Genomic DNA, 17,981 nt, shown 5'->3' with positions numbered 1-17,981 from the left:
ATATGTACTCCTCCTCGTGTTTATCTCTTCGAAAAACTCAATACATTTTATCATATTTCCGAAAAAGTGTATAGAGTTATCCCATTAATTTTTTCTTAACATGTACCAGATATGTCGAAAGGACGGTAAACCCGGCTGATTGCTTCGGCTGTCTTAAGCCCGTCCATTGCAGCGGAAGTAATTCCTCCGGCATACCCTGCGCCCTCTCCGCAAGGGTAAAGTCCGCGCACGCTGCTCTGCAGTGTCTCATCCCGCAGAATGCGTACCGGAGAGGATGTCCTGCTCTCCACTCCTGAAAGCACCGTATCCGCATCCGCATATCCCTTTATCTTCTGATCAAACGAGCGTATCCCCTCTTCCAGTGAATCAGCGATCACTTCCGGGAATACCGGACGCAGGTTCGTCCAGTGATATGCACCTTTCATCTGTGGGGTAACTCTGCCTTCTGCTTCAGAAGCTTTGTCTTCACAGAAATCTCCGAATAACTGCACCGGGATTTTCCCTTCTCCTGCTCTGTATGCGGCTTCCTCGAGTTTCCGCTGAAATGCCATTCCTGCAAGTACATCATCCGTGCCGTAATCTTCCGGTGTTACCGTGACAATAACTGCACTGTTCGCATTTTGACCATCTCTGCCACTGTAACTCATTCCATTTACGGCAAGTCTTCCGGCTTCCGAAGATGCATTCACGACATATCCGCCCGGACACATACAGAAAGTATAGACGCCTCTTCCATTTTCCAGATTGACAGTCAATTTATATGGAGCTGCCGGAAGTCCATCCGGCTGTGCGCTTCCATACTGATTTTCATTGATCATGGACTGTTTATGTTCCACACGGACACCAACCGCAAAAGCCTTTGTTGTCATCGGAATTTCTTTTCTTTTCAGCATTTCAAATGTATCTCTTGCACTGTGTCCGATTGCAAGGACAAGTGCCTGCGTTGGCTTGTCTGTCACTTCGCCACTATGTGTATCCTGAAGTTTTATTCCGGTAAGCTTTCCCTCTTCTGTTAAAAGTTCTGTTACCTGTGTATGAAAATGGACTTGTCCGCCCAGACGGCAGATTTCTTCTCTCATACGTTTTACAACAACAGCAAGAATATCTGTCCCTACATGTGGTTTATTATCATAAAGAATTTTTTTAGGCGCTCCGAATTTTACAAATGTTTCCAGAACAGCTCTGCCTCTGCCCTCTTTATCGTGAACCAACGTATTCAGTTTTCCGTCTGAAAACGTTCCGGCTCCACCTTCTCCGAACTGGACATTGGAATTGGGCTTTAAAGAGCCTCCGTTCCAGAACGCTTCTACATCCTGCATTCGTGTATCCACATCTTCTCCCCGCTCTACAAGAACCGGTGCATAGCCCATTTTTGCCAGGCTATATGCACAGAATAATCCTGCCGGTCCGCTTCCGGCGATTATCGGCGCATGTGCAAGTGTTTCTGTGCCGGTTGGAACCGGTGCATATATCGGCTTTGCTTTGCAGACGTTTACATTTTTCGGCAGATTTTTCTTCTGTAATCCTGCTTCGTTTTTTACTGACAGTTCCAGTGTATAGACATAATACAACACCGGCTTTTTCCGTGCATCCAGAGAACGTTTTGCAATCCGGAATCCGATAAGGTCCTGCTCGCGGATGTGCAGTTGTTTCAAAGCTTTTTCCTTAAGACGCTTTGTTGTATGTGGAATCTGTAGTTTCAGATTTGAAATTTGGATCATCCGTTTTAACTCCTGTTATTTTATTACTTTTATTTTCCGGTGTTTTTCTTACCTGCGGCAGCACATCCGGCAAGATACCCACTTGCCCATGCCCATTGCAGATTGTAGCCTCCGCAGATGCCGTCAACATCCAGCAGCTCTCCGGCAAGATACAGGTCCTTACAGATACGCGACTCCATTGTATCAGATGCAATCTCTGTAAGATTTACACCTCCGGCGCAAACCTGTGCATTGTCAAACCCATTCGTGTCAGAAATGACAAGTTCCAACCTCTTTAATGTAGAAATAAGTCTATCCCAATCCGGTGTTTTCAACTTTTTCACATACAGTTTTTCCGGTATTCCGGCCGTTTTTAAAAGCACTGTGATTAGTTTCTGATTCAGAAGACCGAGTAGAAATTCGGAAACCATATAAGTTTCACGGTTCTGTGTACGTTTCTGTAAATAGGATTTTAATTCTTCTTCAGACATTCCAGGAAAGAAATCTATCCGTACAACCGGCGTCTTTTTCTCATACAAAAGTTTTGCCGCCAGACGGCTGATCTGAAATACCGGTATACCGGAAATGCCATAAGCAGTGATCTGAACTTCTCCGGTGTCGCTTCCGAGAATTACGGGGTGATTGTTCATATCGCTTCCATCAAAGATTTCAACTTTTGTTTCTGTGCGCACACCGGAAGCCTTTGCCAGTGGATGCGATTTTACTTTTAACTGCACAAGTGCCGGAACAACCGGAACAAGCGAATGTCCAAGCATCTTTGCAAGTGTATATCCGCTTCCGTCTGAACCAAGAACAGCCGCTGCGCGTCCACCACATGCGAGAATCAACCGATCGGCATGAATACTCATTCCCGGTGTATCTGTAAAAATGCGGAATCCTTTTTTATTTCGCTGCACTTCGGTTACATGAATGTCTGTCTTATATGTTACGCCCAGTGCTTTTAATTCAAGAATCAACAGCTGCTGGATTGTCTGTGCCTGATCCGATCTCGGATAGTAATAACCGTTCCGGTCTTTCGGATATACACCTAATTTTCGAAAGAAATCCAGCGTCTCATCTGTTCCGAATTTATCAAGAACACATGGTATCACATCTTTTGAATCACTGTAAAAACATTCTTTTTCCATATAAGCATTTGTGAAATTACAGCGACCGTTTCCGGTAGATAATAATTTCTTTCCTAATTGATTTTTATGTTCTAATATAAGAATCTCATGAGACGGATCTGTCCAGGCTGCTGCGATCGCTGCCGTCATGCCTGCCGCACCGCCTCCGATGATTACGATCTTTGCCATAAATACTCCTTATATTTATTGCTTATAATTTTACAATACCGGCTCTTACAAGATGTTCCAGAGACATCAGGATTCCAAGTTTTGCGCTTGGCCATGTTAAACCGCCCTGGAAATAAACCGCATACGGCGGTTTGATTGGTCCGTCTGCGCTCAGCTCAATCGAAGAGCCCTGTACAAATGTACCCGCCGCCATAATTACATCACTGTCATATCCCGGCATTGCCCACGGTTCCGGAGCAACATAGGAATCTACCGGTGCGGCCGCCTGGATACCATGACAAAAGGCAATCATTGCCTCGGCAGAGCCAAGTTCTACTGCCTGGATAATATCATGACGGCTTTCCGTTCCGTTTGGTACAACCGGGTACCCCAGTTTTTCATAAATTTTTGCCGCAAGAATAGCACCCTTTAATGCACTTGCTACAACTGTCGGGGCAAGGAACAGTCCCTGATAGAATGACTGCATGATTCCGAGAGATGCGCCGACTTCTTTTCCAAGTCCTGGAGAAGTCAGACGATATGCACAGTTTTCAATCAGTTCTTCTTTACCGGCAATATAGCCGCCGATCGGCGCAAGTCCGCCTCCCGGATTTTTGATCAGAGAACCGACAACCATATCCGCACCTACATCACTTGGCTCGATTTCTTCTACAAATTCTCCGTAGCAGTTATCAACCATGCAGATCACTCCTGGTTTGATCTCTTTGACAAAACGGATCACTTCCCCGATCTGTGCAACAGAAAAGCTCGGACGCGTCTGGTAACCTTTGGAACGTTGTACCGTAACCATCTTTGTTTTTTCATTGATTGCTTCACGGATGGAATCAAAATCAAATGTCCCATCTTCCAGAAGGTCTACCTGTCTGTAAGAAATCCCATATTCTGCAAGCGATCCTTTGGAAGGGCGGATACCGATTACTTCCTCCAGTGTGTCGTAAGGCTTGCCGCCAGCCGCCAAAAGCTCGTCTCCCGGGCGTAAATTCGCTGCAAGAGAAAGTGCCAGCGCATGTGTTCCACAGGTAATCTGTGGGCGAACCAGTGCACTTTCTGTATGGAAGACATCTGCGTAAATTTTCTCCAGTGTATCTCTTCCATGATCGTCATATCCATATCCGCTGACATAGTTAAAGCAGTCTGCACTTACGTGATTTTTCTGCATAGCGTGCAATACTTTTAACTGATTGTACTCGGCACGCTGATCAATCTCGTCAAAACGTTCTTTTAAATCTTTTTCAATAGTATTTCCAAATTTCAGTACTTCCGGGCGAATACCCATTTTTTCATACATATTTGTAATCTCTGACATGTTCTTACCCTCTCATTATATATATTATTTTTCTTCTGCCTTCCACGGGAGTTTTGAAAGCATTTCGTCTAAAATCTGCTCCGCCTCATAACCAAATGATTGTTTGTTGATCCAGATTACATCCCGCTCTCTCTTAAACCAGGTGAGCTGACGTTTGGCGAAATGCCTTGTATCTCGTTTAATTGTATAAATAGCTTCTTCCAGCGTACAATTGCCATCCAGATAATCCAGAATTTCTTTGTAGCCAAGTCCCTGCATGGAAACAAGCTGCTTTGTATAGCCCTTGTCTTTTAAAGCCTGTACTTCATTTACCAGACCTTCCTCAATCATTTGATCGACACGCCGGTTAATACGTTCGTACAGATGTGCTCTGTCATCTGTCAGCACAAAATAGGCAAATGCATACGGGGACTCCCTTTGACGCTGTGTCTCGTTGTGTTCGGAAATTCGTTTTCCGGTCTGCTCATAAAATTCCAGCGCACGTATCACACGCTTGATGTTATTTGGATGAATCATTTCAGCAGATGCCGGATCAACCAAAGCAAGCTTCTCATGCAAAGCTTCTGCTCCATGTTCTCTGGCATAAGCTTCCAGTTCTTTCCGGCATGCATCTTCTTTTTCATTTTCATCAAAATCAATATCATAAAGCAATGCCTGGATATAGAAGCCGGTTCCACCGGTAACGATCGGGATATGCCCGCGTTCCCAGATTTCCCGCATCGCTTTTTTGGCAAGCTGCTGAAATTTTACAACATGAAATTCATCATCCGGCTCCAGTACATCAATCAGGTGATGCGGTATGCCTTCCATCTCTTCTGGTTTTATCTTCGCAGAACCGATATCCATATGCCGGTAAACCTGCATCGAGTCAGCAGAAATAATCTCGCCGTCAACTGCTTTTGCAAGTCCGATGGAGGCCTTTGTCTTGCCAACGGCCGTCGGACCGGTAAGAATGATCAATGGTTTTTTCTTCATTATACAATCCTCTTAAATTTCTTTTCTAACTCCCGTTTAGTCATGGAAATAATCGTCGGTCTTCCGTGTGGACAATGATACGGATTATCCAGAAGAAGCAGTTCGCCGATCAAGGTGTCGACTTCTGCAGCAGAAAGACTCATATTGCCTTTTACAGCCGCTTTGCAGGACATAGACGCAATCTTCTCATCAATCAGGTCGGACGGCTGGTTTCTGTTAAGCTCATCCGATAAATGGTCAATCATTTCCAGAAGCAGATCTTTTTTGGCAATGCTGAACAGATTATCCGGAACACTTCTTACCGCAAAAGAATCCTGCCCGAATTCTTCAAACTCAAATCCAATTCTTGTAAAGCGATCCATGTACTGTCTGAGCAGCTCCGCCTCTTGCATCGTCAGGTTCAGAATGATCGGCGGGCTGATCATCTGGGATGTGAATTCCCGGTTTTTCATTTCCCGCAATGTCCGTTCATACAGAACTCTTTCATGTGCTGCATGCTGGTCGATAATATACAGACTATTTTCGAACTGGACAAGCCAGTAGGTATCGAAAATCTGCCCAATCAACGTATAATCTGCTTTTCGTTCTTTGTCAAGAAAACGATCTTCAAAGAGATCCATCTGTTCCGGTTTTTCATTTGCTTTGATGTCAATACCTTGTTCATTTGCTGTTGTCTTTTCAGTCGTTGTTTTAGCAGTTCCCGGTATTTCTGGTGTTACATCTGTCTTTTTAGGAAACTCTTGTTTTTTCGCATCCCTTGCAGTCGCTTTGTACTGCGACACCGCTTCTCTTATCCGGTCTGCCTGCCGTTCAGGCTTAAAAATATCTGACCGGCTCTTTACTTCCGCAGATGAATTCTGCTGGTGATAAGATGTTACACGCTTTTTCATCTGTTCCATGAAATAATCCAGATTCCTCTCTTCTTTCGGCGGTATTTTCGATTTTTGTTTCACCGGTGTCTGCACCCCAGCCCACATTTCTGATTGCGCTGCCTGTTTTGTCATATTCCCGGCAGTTGATGCAAAGCTGACCGAAGATCCGGTTGTACGGAAATTTTGCTTTTCCTTCGTTACCGGCACAACCTCTGCCCTCGGCACTTTCGGCTCATCTAGTGTCACCTTCGGAATCAGTTCTCTTCCGTGAAGTGCCGAGTCGATTGCTTCATAGAGTGTATTATACACTTCCTGCTGATTGTTAAACCGAAGCTCCATCTTTGTTGGATGGACATTCACATCTACATGTTCTCCATCAATCGTAATGTGAAAGACAGTAAATGGGAACTTATGCTGCATGGAAAAATCTTTATATGCATCTTCAATGGCACGGTAAATAATATTACTTTTCACGTAGCGGCCATTAATAAAATAATTTTCAAAATTACGGTTTCCTCTGGAAATGAGCGGCGCTCCAATGTAGCCGCTTAAGGAAAGCCCGTTATTCTTATATTCCAGAGGAATGAGATTAGCAGTAATCTCTCTTCCATATACGTGATAAATGACATCTTTTAAATTTCCATTTCCGGATGTATGCAGTCTGGACTGCCCGTTATTGATGAACTGGAAAGAAATCTCCGGGTGCGACAGTGCAAGTCTCGTCATCAGATCGCCGACATGGCTTGCTTCGGTGATCGGTGTCTTCAAAAATTTCCGTCTTGCCGGTACATTATAAAAAAGCTGACGGATCAGAAATGTTGTTCCATCCGAAGCTCCGGTATCTTCCAGTTCTTCTTCTTTCCCACCGGCGATCTGGTAACGCGTTCCAAGAAGCTGTTCCTTTGTTTTTGTAATCATCTCGACCTGTGAGACAGCCGCAATACTGGACAACGCTTCACCACGAAAGCCTAAAGATGCAATATGTTCCAGATCTTCGGCAGCGCGGATCTTGCTCGTAGAATGTCTGAGAAATGCATTCTGAACATCGTCCCGTGCAATTCCGCAGCCGTTGTCAGCAATGCGCATATAAGAAATGCCGCCTTCTTTGATCTCTACAGTCACAGAACCGGAACCGGCATCAATGGCATTTTCTACCAGCTCTTTTACAACAGAAGCCGGACGTTCAATCACTTCTCCGGCTGCGATCTTATCAATTGTTATCTGATCTAATACATGTATGTTTGACATAAACTACCACCTGTTTTTTAACTTGTTCTGCAACTGATACAGTGTATTCAGTGCGTCAATCGGCGTCAGATTCGTTACATCCAGGTTTTTGAGTTCCTGAAGTACATCATCATCTTTGACGGTATCAAACAATGACATCTGTGCCAGATCCACATCATCATATTTCTTTGCTTTGTGTTTCGACTCACTTCCTGCCACTGCAATATCTTTGATCCGTGACGTGATGTCTGCCTGCACCAGTTCTTCTACAATTTCTTTTGCACGGTCTGTAACAGAAGCTGGGACACCGGCAAGACGCGCCACCTGAATACCATAACTTTTGTCCGCACCACCGCTTACGATTTTACGAAGGAAGATAATGTCATCGCCTTTTTCTTTCACGGCAATGCAGTAATTATTCACGTTATCAATCTTTCCTTCCAGTTCCGTCAGCTCATGATAATGCGTTGCAAATAATGTCTTTGCTCCCAGCAGTTTACTGTTGCTGATATGCTCAATCACTGCCCACGCAATACTCAGTCCGTCAAAGGTACTTGTTCCACGCCCAATCTCATCAAGGATCAGGAGACTCTTGCTTGTCGCATTTCGTAAAATATTCGCGACTTCTGTCATCTCTACCATAAAGGTACTCTGTCCGGAAGCCAGATCATCCGATGCTCCCACTCGGGTGAAAATACGGTCAACAAGTCCGATATTTGCCGAAGATGCCGGAACGTAGGATCCAATCTGTGCCATCAGTACGATCAAGGCTGTCTGGCGCATATAAGTTGACTTTCCAGCCATGTTCGGTCCGGTGATGATAGAAATTCTTTTCTTCTTATCATTCAGATAAGTATCATTTGTAATGAACATATCATTCGGAATCATCTTCTCTACGACCGGATGTCTGCCGTCTTTGATATCAATGACACCTTTCTCATTGATCTTCGGACGCACATAATTATTACGTTCAGCGACCAGTGCCAGAGAAGCCAGAGTATCAATCTTCGCAACCGCTTTCGCTGTTGTCTGGATACGCACAACTTCTTTTGCAATCGTGTCACGCACCTCACAGTAGAGCTGATATTCCAGCGCATACAGCTTATCTTCTGCACCGAGGATCGTGTCTTCCAGTTCTTTTAATTCTGGAATAATGTAGCGTTCCGCATTGGCAAGTGTCTGTTTCCTTGTATAGTACTCCGGCACCAGATTCTTGAAAGAATTAGTTACTTCCAGATAATAGCCGAATACTTTATTATATTTGATTTTGAGATTCTTGATTCCGGTCTTTTCCCGCTCGTCTTCTTCCAACTTGGCAAGCCATTCTTTTCCGTCAGACTTGGCATGTCTTAACTTGTCTACTTCTGCATTGTAACCATCCCGGATGATGCCACCCTCTTTCATGGCAAGCGGTGGCTCATCCTTAATTGCCTTTTTCACCAATGTACACAGATCTTCCAGTGGATCTAACGCATCGTACAGTTCCCGGTTCAGGGTACTTTGCATATCACTTAAGATCGTCTTTACATGTGGCAACATGGAGAGGGAACTCTCAAAAGCAGTCAGATCTCTTGGATTGGCAGACTGGTATGTAATCTTGCTGACGAGACGTTCCAGGTCATAGACCGGTGTCAGGTATTCTCGGATCTCTTCTCTTGCGATCGCATTGTTTTTAAATTCCTCTACCGCATCCAGTCTCTCATCAATTTCTTTTTTATGTAACAATGGCTGTTCAATATACTTGCGCAGTGTCCGCGCTCCCATCGCAGTTTTCGTCTTATCGAGAACCCAGAGTAGGGAACCTCTTTTCTGCTTCTCACGCATTGTTTCACAAAGTTCCAGATTCCGTCTTGTAGAACTGTCGAGAAGCATATATTTGCCATTCGTATACGGTATCAGTCTGGACATATGTGTCAGTGCATTCTTCTGCGTCTCCTTCAGATACTGGAACAGTGCACCTGCCGCTACAATACCGCAGTCATAATCCGCAAGTCCAAGCCCTTCCAGTGTTGCACAGTGGAAATGTTCTTCCAGCGTCTTCGTGCAGATTTCATCATCAAAATACCATGCATCCAGCGAGTAAACGGTGATACCAAGACGTTCTCTTAAATCATCAAAATCCATGCCACTCATATAAAAAGCCTCATTGCAAATAAGCTCTGAGGGCATAAATTTGTAAATTTCATCAAATAACTTTTCACTGTCTTCTATCTCGGTCACAAAATAATCTCCGGTTGTCACATCCGCAACCGATACACCATACCGGTCTGCAATGTATGCGACACACATAAGATAATTGTTCTTCGTCTCATCCAATGCCTGGGTATCCAGATTCGTACCCGGTGTTGCGATCCTGACAACTTCTCTCTTTACAATTCCTTTCGCTGTCGCAGGATCTTCCACCTGTTCACAGATTGCAACTTTATATCCTTTGGACACAAGCCGGTTCAGGTAACTGTCCACAGCGTGATAAGGTACTCCACACATTGGTGCCCGTTCCTCCAGCCCGCAGTTCTTCCCTGTCAGGGTGATCTCCAGTTCTTTTGATGCTGTGATTGCATCGTCAAAGAACATTTCATAAAAATCTCCCAGTCTATAAAACAAGATACAGTCTTTGTATTCTTCTTTTGTTTTCATGTATTGCTGCATCATTGGTGTTAATTCAGCCACATCTATTCTCCTTTGTATCGATTCTAAATTTACATTTCATTATAACATTATTTTTCCGGTGGGAAAAGATAGAATTTCTCATCTCAGAACATGAAAAACAGGTTTTTCTTCGCCGAACAGGTAACAGGCAAGGTAGCTGGAAAGAAAAATTCCAACCGCACAGAGTCCTGCAAAAATGATTGCAAAAGGCAGACAGATCTGCCCTAAGATCTGAAATGGCATATCTGTATAATCCCATACATTCATATGCCACATACAGTTTACAACGATTCCTGTCATAAATTCCATGGAAACTACAAAAATATCACATCTCAAGATCTGTTTCCACAGTGGTTCATCCCATCCAATCTTGCTGCCCTGCAGATAAATAAACAGGAAACAAATTCCACCAAGCAGAAACATACTCCAGTGCGAAAATCCACGAAACAATTGTTCAAATACATAATACAGACTGCCTCCGATTCCGATGAGGCAGAGATATTTTCCGGTTCTACCCATAAAAACGCCCTCACTATCCTTCTTACCAGATAGTTTGAGCGTTTTTGTATCTCTTTATAGGTGGAAGATATTGCAAATGATTTTATTCTGCAAGTTCTCCCAGATAATAGAATCCTTTACATTCTGTCAGGTGTGCATTGACATAGCTTCCGATCATAGAGGCCTCTCCTTTTAAATGTACAAGCAGGTTATTACTCATACGTCCGGTCACCATAGTCGAATCATGATCGCTGACAGACTCAATCAATACTTCCTGTGTTGTTCCTTCATGAACCGCACATACTTCAGCTGCGATGGATTGAACTTCATGAAGAAGGCGGTCAAATCTCTTTTTCACAACATCTGCCGGTACCTGGTTTTCCATTTTTGCGGCAGGTGTTCCGGTACGTTTGGAATAAATAAATGTAAATGCGCTGTCATAGCGGACTTTTCTTACAACGTCCAGCGTCTCTTCAAAATCTTCTTCTGTCTCCCCCGGAAATCCGACGATAATATCTGTGGTAAGAGAAATATCCGGCACTTTCGCACGCAGCTTTTCTACCAGTTCCAGATAAGATTCTTTCGTATAATGACGGTTCATTTTCTTTAAGATTTCTGTACTTCCTGACTGTACCGGAAGGTGCAAATGCTTACAGATTTTCTTTGAAGTTGCCATTACATCGATCAGTTCATCAGAAAGATCCTTTGGATGGGAAGTCATAAATCGGATACGTTTAAGTCCTTCAATCTTTTGAATTTTCTGCAATAACTGCGCAAAACTTATTGGCTCATCCAGTGTCTTTCCATAGGAATTGACATTCTGTCCGAGAAGCATAACTTCCGTGACACCGTCTGAAACAAGGCGCTCAATCTCCCGGATAATATCTTCCGGCTTTCTGCTTCGCTCACGGCCTCTTACATATGGTACAATGCAGTAGCTACAGAAGTTATTACAACCGAACATAATATTGATTCCCGATTTGAATGAATATTTTCTCTTATTCGGAAGATCTTCTACGATTTTATCGGTATCTTTCCAAATATCGACAACCATCTTACCGCTTTCATAGCGCTGGCATATAAGCTCTGCAAATTTGTAAATATTGTGCGTTCCAAATACAAGATCCACAAATGAATAGCTCTTCTTTAATTTTTCAATAACTTCCGGCTCCTGCATCATACAGCCACAGAGTCCAATCTTCATATGTGAATTTTTCTTCTTATGAGGCTTTAACTGTCCCAGTCTTCCGTACACACGGGTATTGGCATTTTCACGCACGGTACATGTATTGAAGATTACAAAATCTGCTTCGTCTTCAGGTGCTTCCATATATCCGATATCCAGTAAGATTCCCCTTAATTTTTCAGAATCTCTTGCGTTCATCTGACATCCAAAAGTAGTAATACATGCAGTCAGTGGACGTCCTGCTTCCTCAGACTCTTTCTGTACATATTTTTTTGCTTTTTCTATGTAATAATACTGTCTCGCAGTATCTTCCTCTGGTGGAGTTTGCATAAGATCGATGTTGTATTTCATATGATCTGACATATTGTTTCCTTTCTTCTATACAAATTGATTGGTATTTTCGTCGTAAGTGTAATCAATGTTCTGTAATTTAGTTTCCATCTTTTCTCTGTCTGCCTGCATATCCTCACACAACGCATCAAGAGATGTATACTGGTCGCGCAGTTTTGTATTCACGACGCTTAAAAGCAGCATCGGATCTTTTGGTAAATTCATTATTCATATATCCTTTCTTCTGTGATCAGTTTCTGTGGACGGATATCATTCGCCTCTGTCGGCACACCTTCCACAATCTGAAATCCGAATGCAACCGCAGCCGTAAAAAGCTCCGGATATAGTTCCAGATATTTATCATAGTAACCACCGCCGAAGCCGATGCGGTTTCTGTCTGCATCAAAAGCAACACCCGGCACAACCATGAAGCCATCTCTTGCTTCTTCTTTCCCGGCTTTATTCTCGCCTTTTGGCTCCAGGATTCCGTATGCTCCGATCTCAAAGTCATCTTTCGATCTGACCCGGAAGAAATCCATAATATCACCGTTCACTCTCGGAAGCCAGAGATTCTTGCCAAGTCGGAGAGATTCTTTCAGTATCATTTCTGTCTTTACTTCCCCCGAAAAATCCATATATGCGTAAATATTCTTCGCTTTCCGGTATTCCGGCAGGGCAAGCAGTTTTTCGGCGATCACCATGCTTGATTTCTCGCATGTCTCTTTGGACTGTGCTCTCCGCTGTTTTAAAATGCAGGATCTAATTTCCTTTTTTGTTTCCATATTTTTCTGCATGTCTTTTTCCCAGATCTGTAACACTTCCGTCATGTTCTTTGATAGAAATATTATTAAGCTGACCGCGCAGGTTCATCCGGACAGAATCAATATATTCGCGGCGCAGGATCTGCTGTTCCTTTCTCTCTTCTTCAGTAAGTGTTCCTTCTTTTGATTTATGATATAATTCGTTAATTCTTGCGATTTTCTTCTCGTCCATTCTCTTTTGTCCTTTCCGTCATTTATCTGTATTCATTTAAATCTTTTCATTTTCTATGGTTTCAGCTGGAATAATTTTCCAGAAATCCGTACAGATCTGCCTGGGAACGGATATATTTTCCATAGCGGATCTCATTGCGGACCTTCTCCGGCAGATCATCATAAGCAATATCTGTATATTCATATACAGTTTTACGATCACTGGCATATACAACCAGGAATCCGCCTTCCTCTATCAGATAATATCCTTCTTTTTTATTTGCATCCGCAGGAACTGTCTGCGTCTCTCTTTTTACTTCCGCTTCTTCCTGTGCATGTTCTCTTGCCTTCTGGAAACTGAACTGATAGGCAAATGTCAGGATCAGCACTGCCAGAACTGCTGTCGTGAAAAAGCCAATACCATACTTATTCATAATAAGGACAACTCCTTTTTAGTATAGTATTGGCATGTAAAATCTTTTTTATACGCTCCTAAGACGGAAACAGACGGCATTTTTTACAAACGGCAACCAGTTTTGTTCCCATCGGCATCTGCCGCATTTCTGCTTCGGTAAGACCGCCAAGCAGGATGATTGCTGTACCATAAACAGCTACCGCCGCAAGAAGTGCCAGAATTGTAGCAATATGTGTTCCAAGGAACAACTCAAAGAACAGGTGTACAACTAATGCCACAACACCCATGATCACAGAGGCAATCGCAGGTATAATAAATGTCTTCTTGCGTTCCTGTACAAAGCCAGCATATTCTCTTAAGGCATGTGCATTGAAAATACAAGCAGTAACAGAGAATACAATCTTACTTAATACAACAGCATAAATGCCCCACTTAAATACAACCATCATAATAAACAATGAAATAATATGTACAACAAGTGCTGCCGCTGCACTGTATACCGGTGTCATCATACGATCCATGCCCTGTAACGCCGCATTTGTGATTGTTGACAAACAGTAGAAAATAACTGACAATGCTCCAAACTGCAGTGTCACGGCTGCAATCCGGTTATCTTCTGTAAAGAAAATAAGATCCAGAAGCGGTTTTGCCAGCACGATAAATCCTACTGCACTTGGAAGTGCCACAACCATTGTAAAACGGCTGAAAAGTTCAATCTTATTATGTAACTGTTTGCGGCTTCTGTTCTTAACTGCCGCTACAATACTCGGCATCATCGCAGATGCGATCGCACTGGAAAAGGCAAGTGGAACGTTGATCAGCGTATCGTACTTACCACTGATGATTCCAAGAAGTGCTGCGTATTCACTCTCCTTGTGCCCCTGTGCTGCCATGATCTTGCCAAACATTGCATTGTCAATAACACCACAGATATTATATACCGTCGCACTTAAAATAACCGGTGCGATCGTCAAAAGCAGAACCCGGAATATCTCTTCATAAGTTTCCTTGTGCCTGCTTCTGTCTTTTTTCATTTTTTTCTTTACAACTCTCTGGTAAACGAGAAAGATAAAGACTACAAGCACAAGTGCTGCGGCTGCACCGGCAACTGTTCCTAATGTACCACCGGCCGCACCATAAGCTTCTCCGTAAGAAGAATCACCTCTTGTCTTTCCAACCGCACGTCCTGCTTTTAATAAGACATAAGCGCCACCGATGCTGACAACCGCATTGATGATCTGCTCTAAGATCTGCGAGATTGCCGTCGGCATCATAGAGCCGTTGCCCTGAAAGAAACCACGGAATACACCAAGAATCGCTACAATCAGAATACAGGGTGCAAGTACGCGAAGTGCATAGACACTCATGCTCATCGCCATAATATTTTTGGCAATGACTCCCGCGCCGAAGAATATAATCAGTGCTGCCGTTCCTCCTACTGTGATTGCAAATGCAAGCGCACCACGGAATACTTTATATGCATTTTTATATTCGCCGACTGCAACTCTGGCGGATACCAGTTTGGAAACAGCAACTGGGAGACTGTACGAAGTCAGTGTCAGCGCAATCGCATAGATCTGGAACGCAACACCGTAATATCCCAGTCCTTTATCACCAAGAATACCAACCAGCGGAACTCTGTATACCGCACCGATGATCTTGGTAATCACTCCTGCGGCTGCCAGAATTGTCCCCTGGATCAGCAGATTTTTTTCGCTTTGTTGTTTTTCCGACATGTTCTACTCCATCTTAACGTAATATTTCTAATTTTTCTAAAATCTCTCTTTGCTTCTGTTCCATAACGAGGCGTTCTTCCTCCTCCATATGGTCATATCCACATAAGTGTAACACAGAATGTGCAATTAAAAAAGCATATTCTCTACGGGGAGAATGTCCGTATTCTTCAGCCTGTGCGAGAACTTTTTCCTTTGATATGACAATATCTCCAAGAACAAGCTCTCCGCTTTCCGGATCAAAAGCTTCCGCACAGTCTTCAAGAAAATCAAAATTACCTGCCTCTTCATAATCAAGCATCGGAAATGACAGGACATCCGTCGGTCTGTCAATCTCTCGGAATTCAAGATTCATCTCATGGATTTGTTCATTCATGGTAAGAAGCAGATTCACCTCCGCTTCATAAGGACATCCGATATAATCCAGTGCTCCTTCCACGACTTCTTCGGCAATCTCTTTTGCATTTACAGGCAATGTGAGGGCACCCTCTTCTTCAAAGTAAACCGTCATTATTTTCTCCTTTTTTCACGTCCGCGTACCTTGGCGGCATTTGCTTTATTTTCATATTCTTCATAAGCTTTTACAATCTTCTGTACAAGTGGATGACGCACAACATCCTTGCTTGACAAGCGGCAGATGCTGATATCATTAATGTTTTTTACAACTTTTACAGCTGTATCCAGACCGGAAATCTGACCGGACGGCAGGTCTTTCTGCGTCTCATCTCCGGTGATAATGACTTTGGAGCCAAAACCGATACGGGTAAGGAACATCTTCATCTGTGCCGGAGTTGTATTCTGCGCTTCATCCAGAATAATAAATGCATTGTCCAGTGTACGACCGCGCATGTAAGCAAGTGGCGCCACCTCGATCAGACCTTTTTCAGAATTTTTCAGAAAGCTCTCCGCCCCCATGATCTGATACAGTGCATCATACAGTGGCCTTAAATAAGGATCGATCTTGCTCTGCAGATCTCCAGGAAGAAATCCAAGTTTTTCTCCTGCTTCAATTGCCGGTCTTGTAAGAATGATACGTCCTACTTCATTATTTTTAAATGCCGTGATCGCCATCGCCATTGCAAGGTAGGTCTTTCCCGTTCCTGCTGGTCCGAGACCGAAGGTAATCATCTGCTTACGGATCGCATCGACGTATTTTTTTTGTCCCAGCGTCTTTGGCTTGATCGGCTTACCCTGGATCGTATGACAGATAATATCTTTATCAATCTCCAATACACTGTCTTCGCTGTCTTCCATTGCAAGTGAAAGTGTATAATCTACCTGCTGTTCTGTGATACCACCACCACGTTCGGACAGTTTTACCAGATTCGCAAGTACGCTTTTTGCTTTCTCAACGCGGGCAGCTTCACCCATGATCTTTACATGTTCATCTCTTGCTATAAGTGTGACATGTAAAGATCTTTCAATTTTTTTCGCATAAACATCGAACTGACCGAACACATTCTGCTCATGCTCGGTCGGAATCTCAATGACTGTTTCCATCATGCCCATCTATATTCTCTCCTTGTTGCGATTTTGAATTTCGCGGAATCTTTTTTATCTTCGACGGTCTTAAAACACCGATACTCCTGACTGCAGTGATCGTGCCTCTCGCACTGGCGTTTCCTGACCCTGTGTATATTTTAACATCATTCTCCAGAATTTCTACCCCTTTTTTCTCCAAATCACGGCAATATTGTGAAAATGTATGGCTTAAAAGCTGCTGTTTTTCCTTTGTTGTATGATTTTTCTGACTTATTCTGTAAAAAACTGTTGTTTTCGTGCCATAAGAAACCGGCAGTTTGATGCGGTCAAAAAGGCAGAGTGGATGATTTGTGATATAAATTTCCTGTTTTTTCGTCTGTTCTGTCTGTTTTTCGGGGAAAATATCTCCGGCCTGAAACTGCCAGTCTGCAATCCTTATATAGTCTTCTTTCTTCTTTATTGTTCCATAAACTTTTTTCGTATAACTGTTTGCTAAAACCTCTTTATATGGAATCTTTACTTCCGCTTTGATATCCGCATCTGCCCTGTGATACTGGTAATCGATCACTGTCTGACTGTCATCCTTTACCGGAACCTGACCGGACACAAGCACCTGTCCCTTTCTGACCTTCTTTCCTTTCCGGATTCTGGGAATACCTTCCCTTGGAACAATTTCTGTGATCACACCATCTGTATCTGCGACAAGATCATAAGGGGACACGGCTTTCTCTTTTCTATTTTCCGTCAGTTTCTTTGTCTTACTTCTGTATGCATCCATATTTTCCCGGACACGGATACAGAGCCGATTGCCGTCAATGCTCGCTGAAACCCATATGATATTTTTATAATTCCTTCTAAGATCTGCTGCAATCTTGCCGCAGTTTACTTTCGATTTCACCATTCCGGTATGTACCTTATTATTTTCCAAATAATGAAGAATCTGCTCTCTCGTATAGATCTGATTTCCCGACAGATCAATATCCCAGATAAAACGTGTCAGCATGACCAGTAATGCAAAACACAGTACACATCCCGTAAAAAATAATTTTCTCCTGCGATAGCGGAGCAGAAAAAAAGGAAGACCAATACGCTTCACGATCGTGACTTTCGTACCGGTCTTTCGAAGAATCGTTTTCAGTTTTTTGAAATCGCATACGAACATATTTACTTCATATGCGCCATTTACCACCTGCAGATTCCAGAGACGGATGTTCCTGTGACGACAGCCATTAATAAAACGCTCGGTTCCGGAGCCTGTAATACGGATTCTTAAATATCCCCGGGTATATCTCCACAAACGGATCAGCATCTTTTCCGACAC

Annotated in this window: 16 protein-coding genes; all 16 read right to left on the bottom strand. The window is 43.3% G+C overall.

The features are described 5' to 3' along the window. Positions 1 to 95: 95 nt before the first annotated feature. Positions 96 to 1,721, bottom strand: coding sequence for an NAD(P)/FAD-dependent oxidoreductase (locus H8S07_RS02430; protein WP_021861003.1), 1,626 nt, complete (start codon positions 1,719 to 1,721; stop codon positions 96 to 98). A 29-nt stretch (positions 1,722 to 1,750) separates the two neighbouring features. Beyond that, positions 1,751 to 3,016 carry a BaiN/RdsA family NAD(P)/FAD-dependent oxidoreductase gene (locus H8S07_RS02425; RefSeq protein WP_118287878.1) on the bottom strand — a complete coding sequence of 422 codons (1,266 nt, stop codon included), beginning with the start codon at positions 3,014 to 3,016 and terminating at the stop codon, positions 1,751 to 1,753. Positions 3,017 to 3,038: 22 nt separating this feature from the next. Further along, on the bottom strand, positions 3,039 to 4,322 hold the full coding sequence (locus tag H8S07_RS02420) for a methionine gamma-lyase family protein (protein ID WP_118287879.1): 1,284 nt from the start codon (positions 4,320 to 4,322) through the stop codon (positions 3,039 to 3,041). 24 nt (positions 4,323 to 4,346) lie between these two features. After that, the gene (gene miaA / locus H8S07_RS02415) at positions 4,347 to 5,297 is read right to left on the bottom strand and encodes a tRNA (adenosine(37)-N6)-dimethylallyltransferase MiaA (RefSeq protein WP_118287880.1); all 951 of its coding nucleotides are present in this window, start codon (positions 5,295 to 5,297) and stop codon (positions 4,347 to 4,349) included. After that, the gene (mutL, locus tag H8S07_RS02410) at positions 5,297 to 7,417 is read right to left on the bottom strand and encodes a DNA mismatch repair endonuclease MutL (RefSeq protein ID WP_118287881.1); all 2,121 of its coding nucleotides are present in this window, start codon (positions 7,415 to 7,417) and stop codon (positions 5,297 to 5,299) included. The genes miaA and mutL overlap by 1 nt, the downstream gene beginning before the upstream one ends. Positions 7,418 to 7,420: 3 nt before the next feature. Continuing rightward, positions 7,421 to 10,066, bottom strand: a complete 2,646-nt coding sequence (gene mutS, locus H8S07_RS02405; protein ID WP_021861008.1) for a DNA mismatch repair protein MutS — start codon at positions 10,064 to 10,066, stop codon at positions 7,421 to 7,423. A 78-nt stretch (positions 10,067 to 10,144) separates the two neighbouring features. After that, positions 10,145 to 10,564: a putative ABC transporter permease gene (locus H8S07_RS02400; RefSeq protein ID WP_021861009.1), complete on the bottom strand. Its 420-nt coding sequence runs from the start codon at positions 10,562 to 10,564 to the stop codon at positions 10,145 to 10,147. 82 nt (positions 10,565 to 10,646) lie between these two features. Beyond that, a complete protein-coding gene (gene miaB / locus H8S07_RS02395; RefSeq protein ID WP_186855354.1) occupies positions 10,647 to 12,092 on the bottom strand; it encodes a tRNA (N6-isopentenyl adenosine(37)-C2)-methylthiotransferase MiaB in 1,446 nt (481 codons plus the stop codon). Positions 12,093 to 12,107: 15 nt separating this feature from the next. Continuing rightward, the gene (locus H8S07_RS02390) at positions 12,108 to 12,284 is read right to left on the bottom strand and encodes a DUF4250 domain-containing protein (RefSeq protein WP_021861011.1); all 177 of its coding nucleotides are present in this window, start codon (positions 12,282 to 12,284) and stop codon (positions 12,108 to 12,110) included. Beyond that, a complete protein-coding gene (locus tag H8S07_RS02385) occupies positions 12,284 to 12,841 on the bottom strand; it encodes a 5-formyltetrahydrofolate cyclo-ligase (protein WP_243175948.1) in 558 nt (185 codons plus the stop codon). The genes H8S07_RS02390 and H8S07_RS02385 overlap by 1 nt, the downstream gene beginning before the upstream one ends. Continuing rightward, positions 12,819 to 13,052: a DUF896 domain-containing protein gene (locus H8S07_RS14355; RefSeq protein WP_021861013.1), complete on the bottom strand. Its 234-nt coding sequence runs from the start codon at positions 13,050 to 13,052 to the stop codon at positions 12,819 to 12,821. The genes H8S07_RS02385 and H8S07_RS14355 overlap by 23 nt, the downstream gene beginning before the upstream one ends. 61 nt (positions 13,053 to 13,113) lie before the next feature. Then, on the bottom strand, positions 13,114 to 13,464 hold the full coding sequence (locus H8S07_RS02380; RefSeq protein WP_207722375.1) for a hypothetical protein: 351 nt from the start codon (positions 13,462 to 13,464) through the stop codon (positions 13,114 to 13,116). A 58-nt stretch (positions 13,465 to 13,522) separates the two neighbouring features. Continuing rightward, a complete protein-coding gene (locus H8S07_RS02375; protein ID WP_021861015.1) occupies positions 13,523 to 15,181 on the bottom strand; it encodes a putative polysaccharide biosynthesis protein in 1,659 nt (552 codons plus the stop codon). 13 nt (positions 15,182 to 15,194) lie between these two features. Beyond that, a complete protein-coding gene (ybeY, locus tag H8S07_RS02370; protein WP_118659746.1) occupies positions 15,195 to 15,689 on the bottom strand; it encodes an rRNA maturation RNase YbeY in 495 nt (164 codons plus the stop codon). Next, entirely contained in the window at positions 15,689 to 16,687 is a 999-nt protein-coding gene (locus H8S07_RS02365; protein ID WP_021861017.1) for a PhoH family protein, read from the bottom strand. Before H8S07_RS02365 ends, ybeY begins: the two co-directional genes overlap by 1 nt. Then, positions 16,662 to 17,969: a sporulation protein YqfD gene (locus H8S07_RS02360; RefSeq protein ID WP_186855353.1), complete on the bottom strand. Its 1,308-nt coding sequence runs from the start codon at positions 17,967 to 17,969 to the stop codon at positions 16,662 to 16,664. Before H8S07_RS02360 ends, H8S07_RS02365 begins: the two co-directional genes overlap by 26 nt. Between the last annotated feature and the right edge of the window lie 12 nt (positions 17,970 to 17,981).

The sequence above is a fragment of the Dorea hominis genome (assembly GCF_014287705.1).
Lineage (GTDB): Bacteria > Bacillota > Clostridia > Lachnospirales > Lachnospiraceae > Dorea_D > Dorea_D hominis.
The sequence above is the reverse complement of the archived record's forward strand: the minus strand, read 5'-3'. Positions and strand labels throughout refer to the sequence as shown.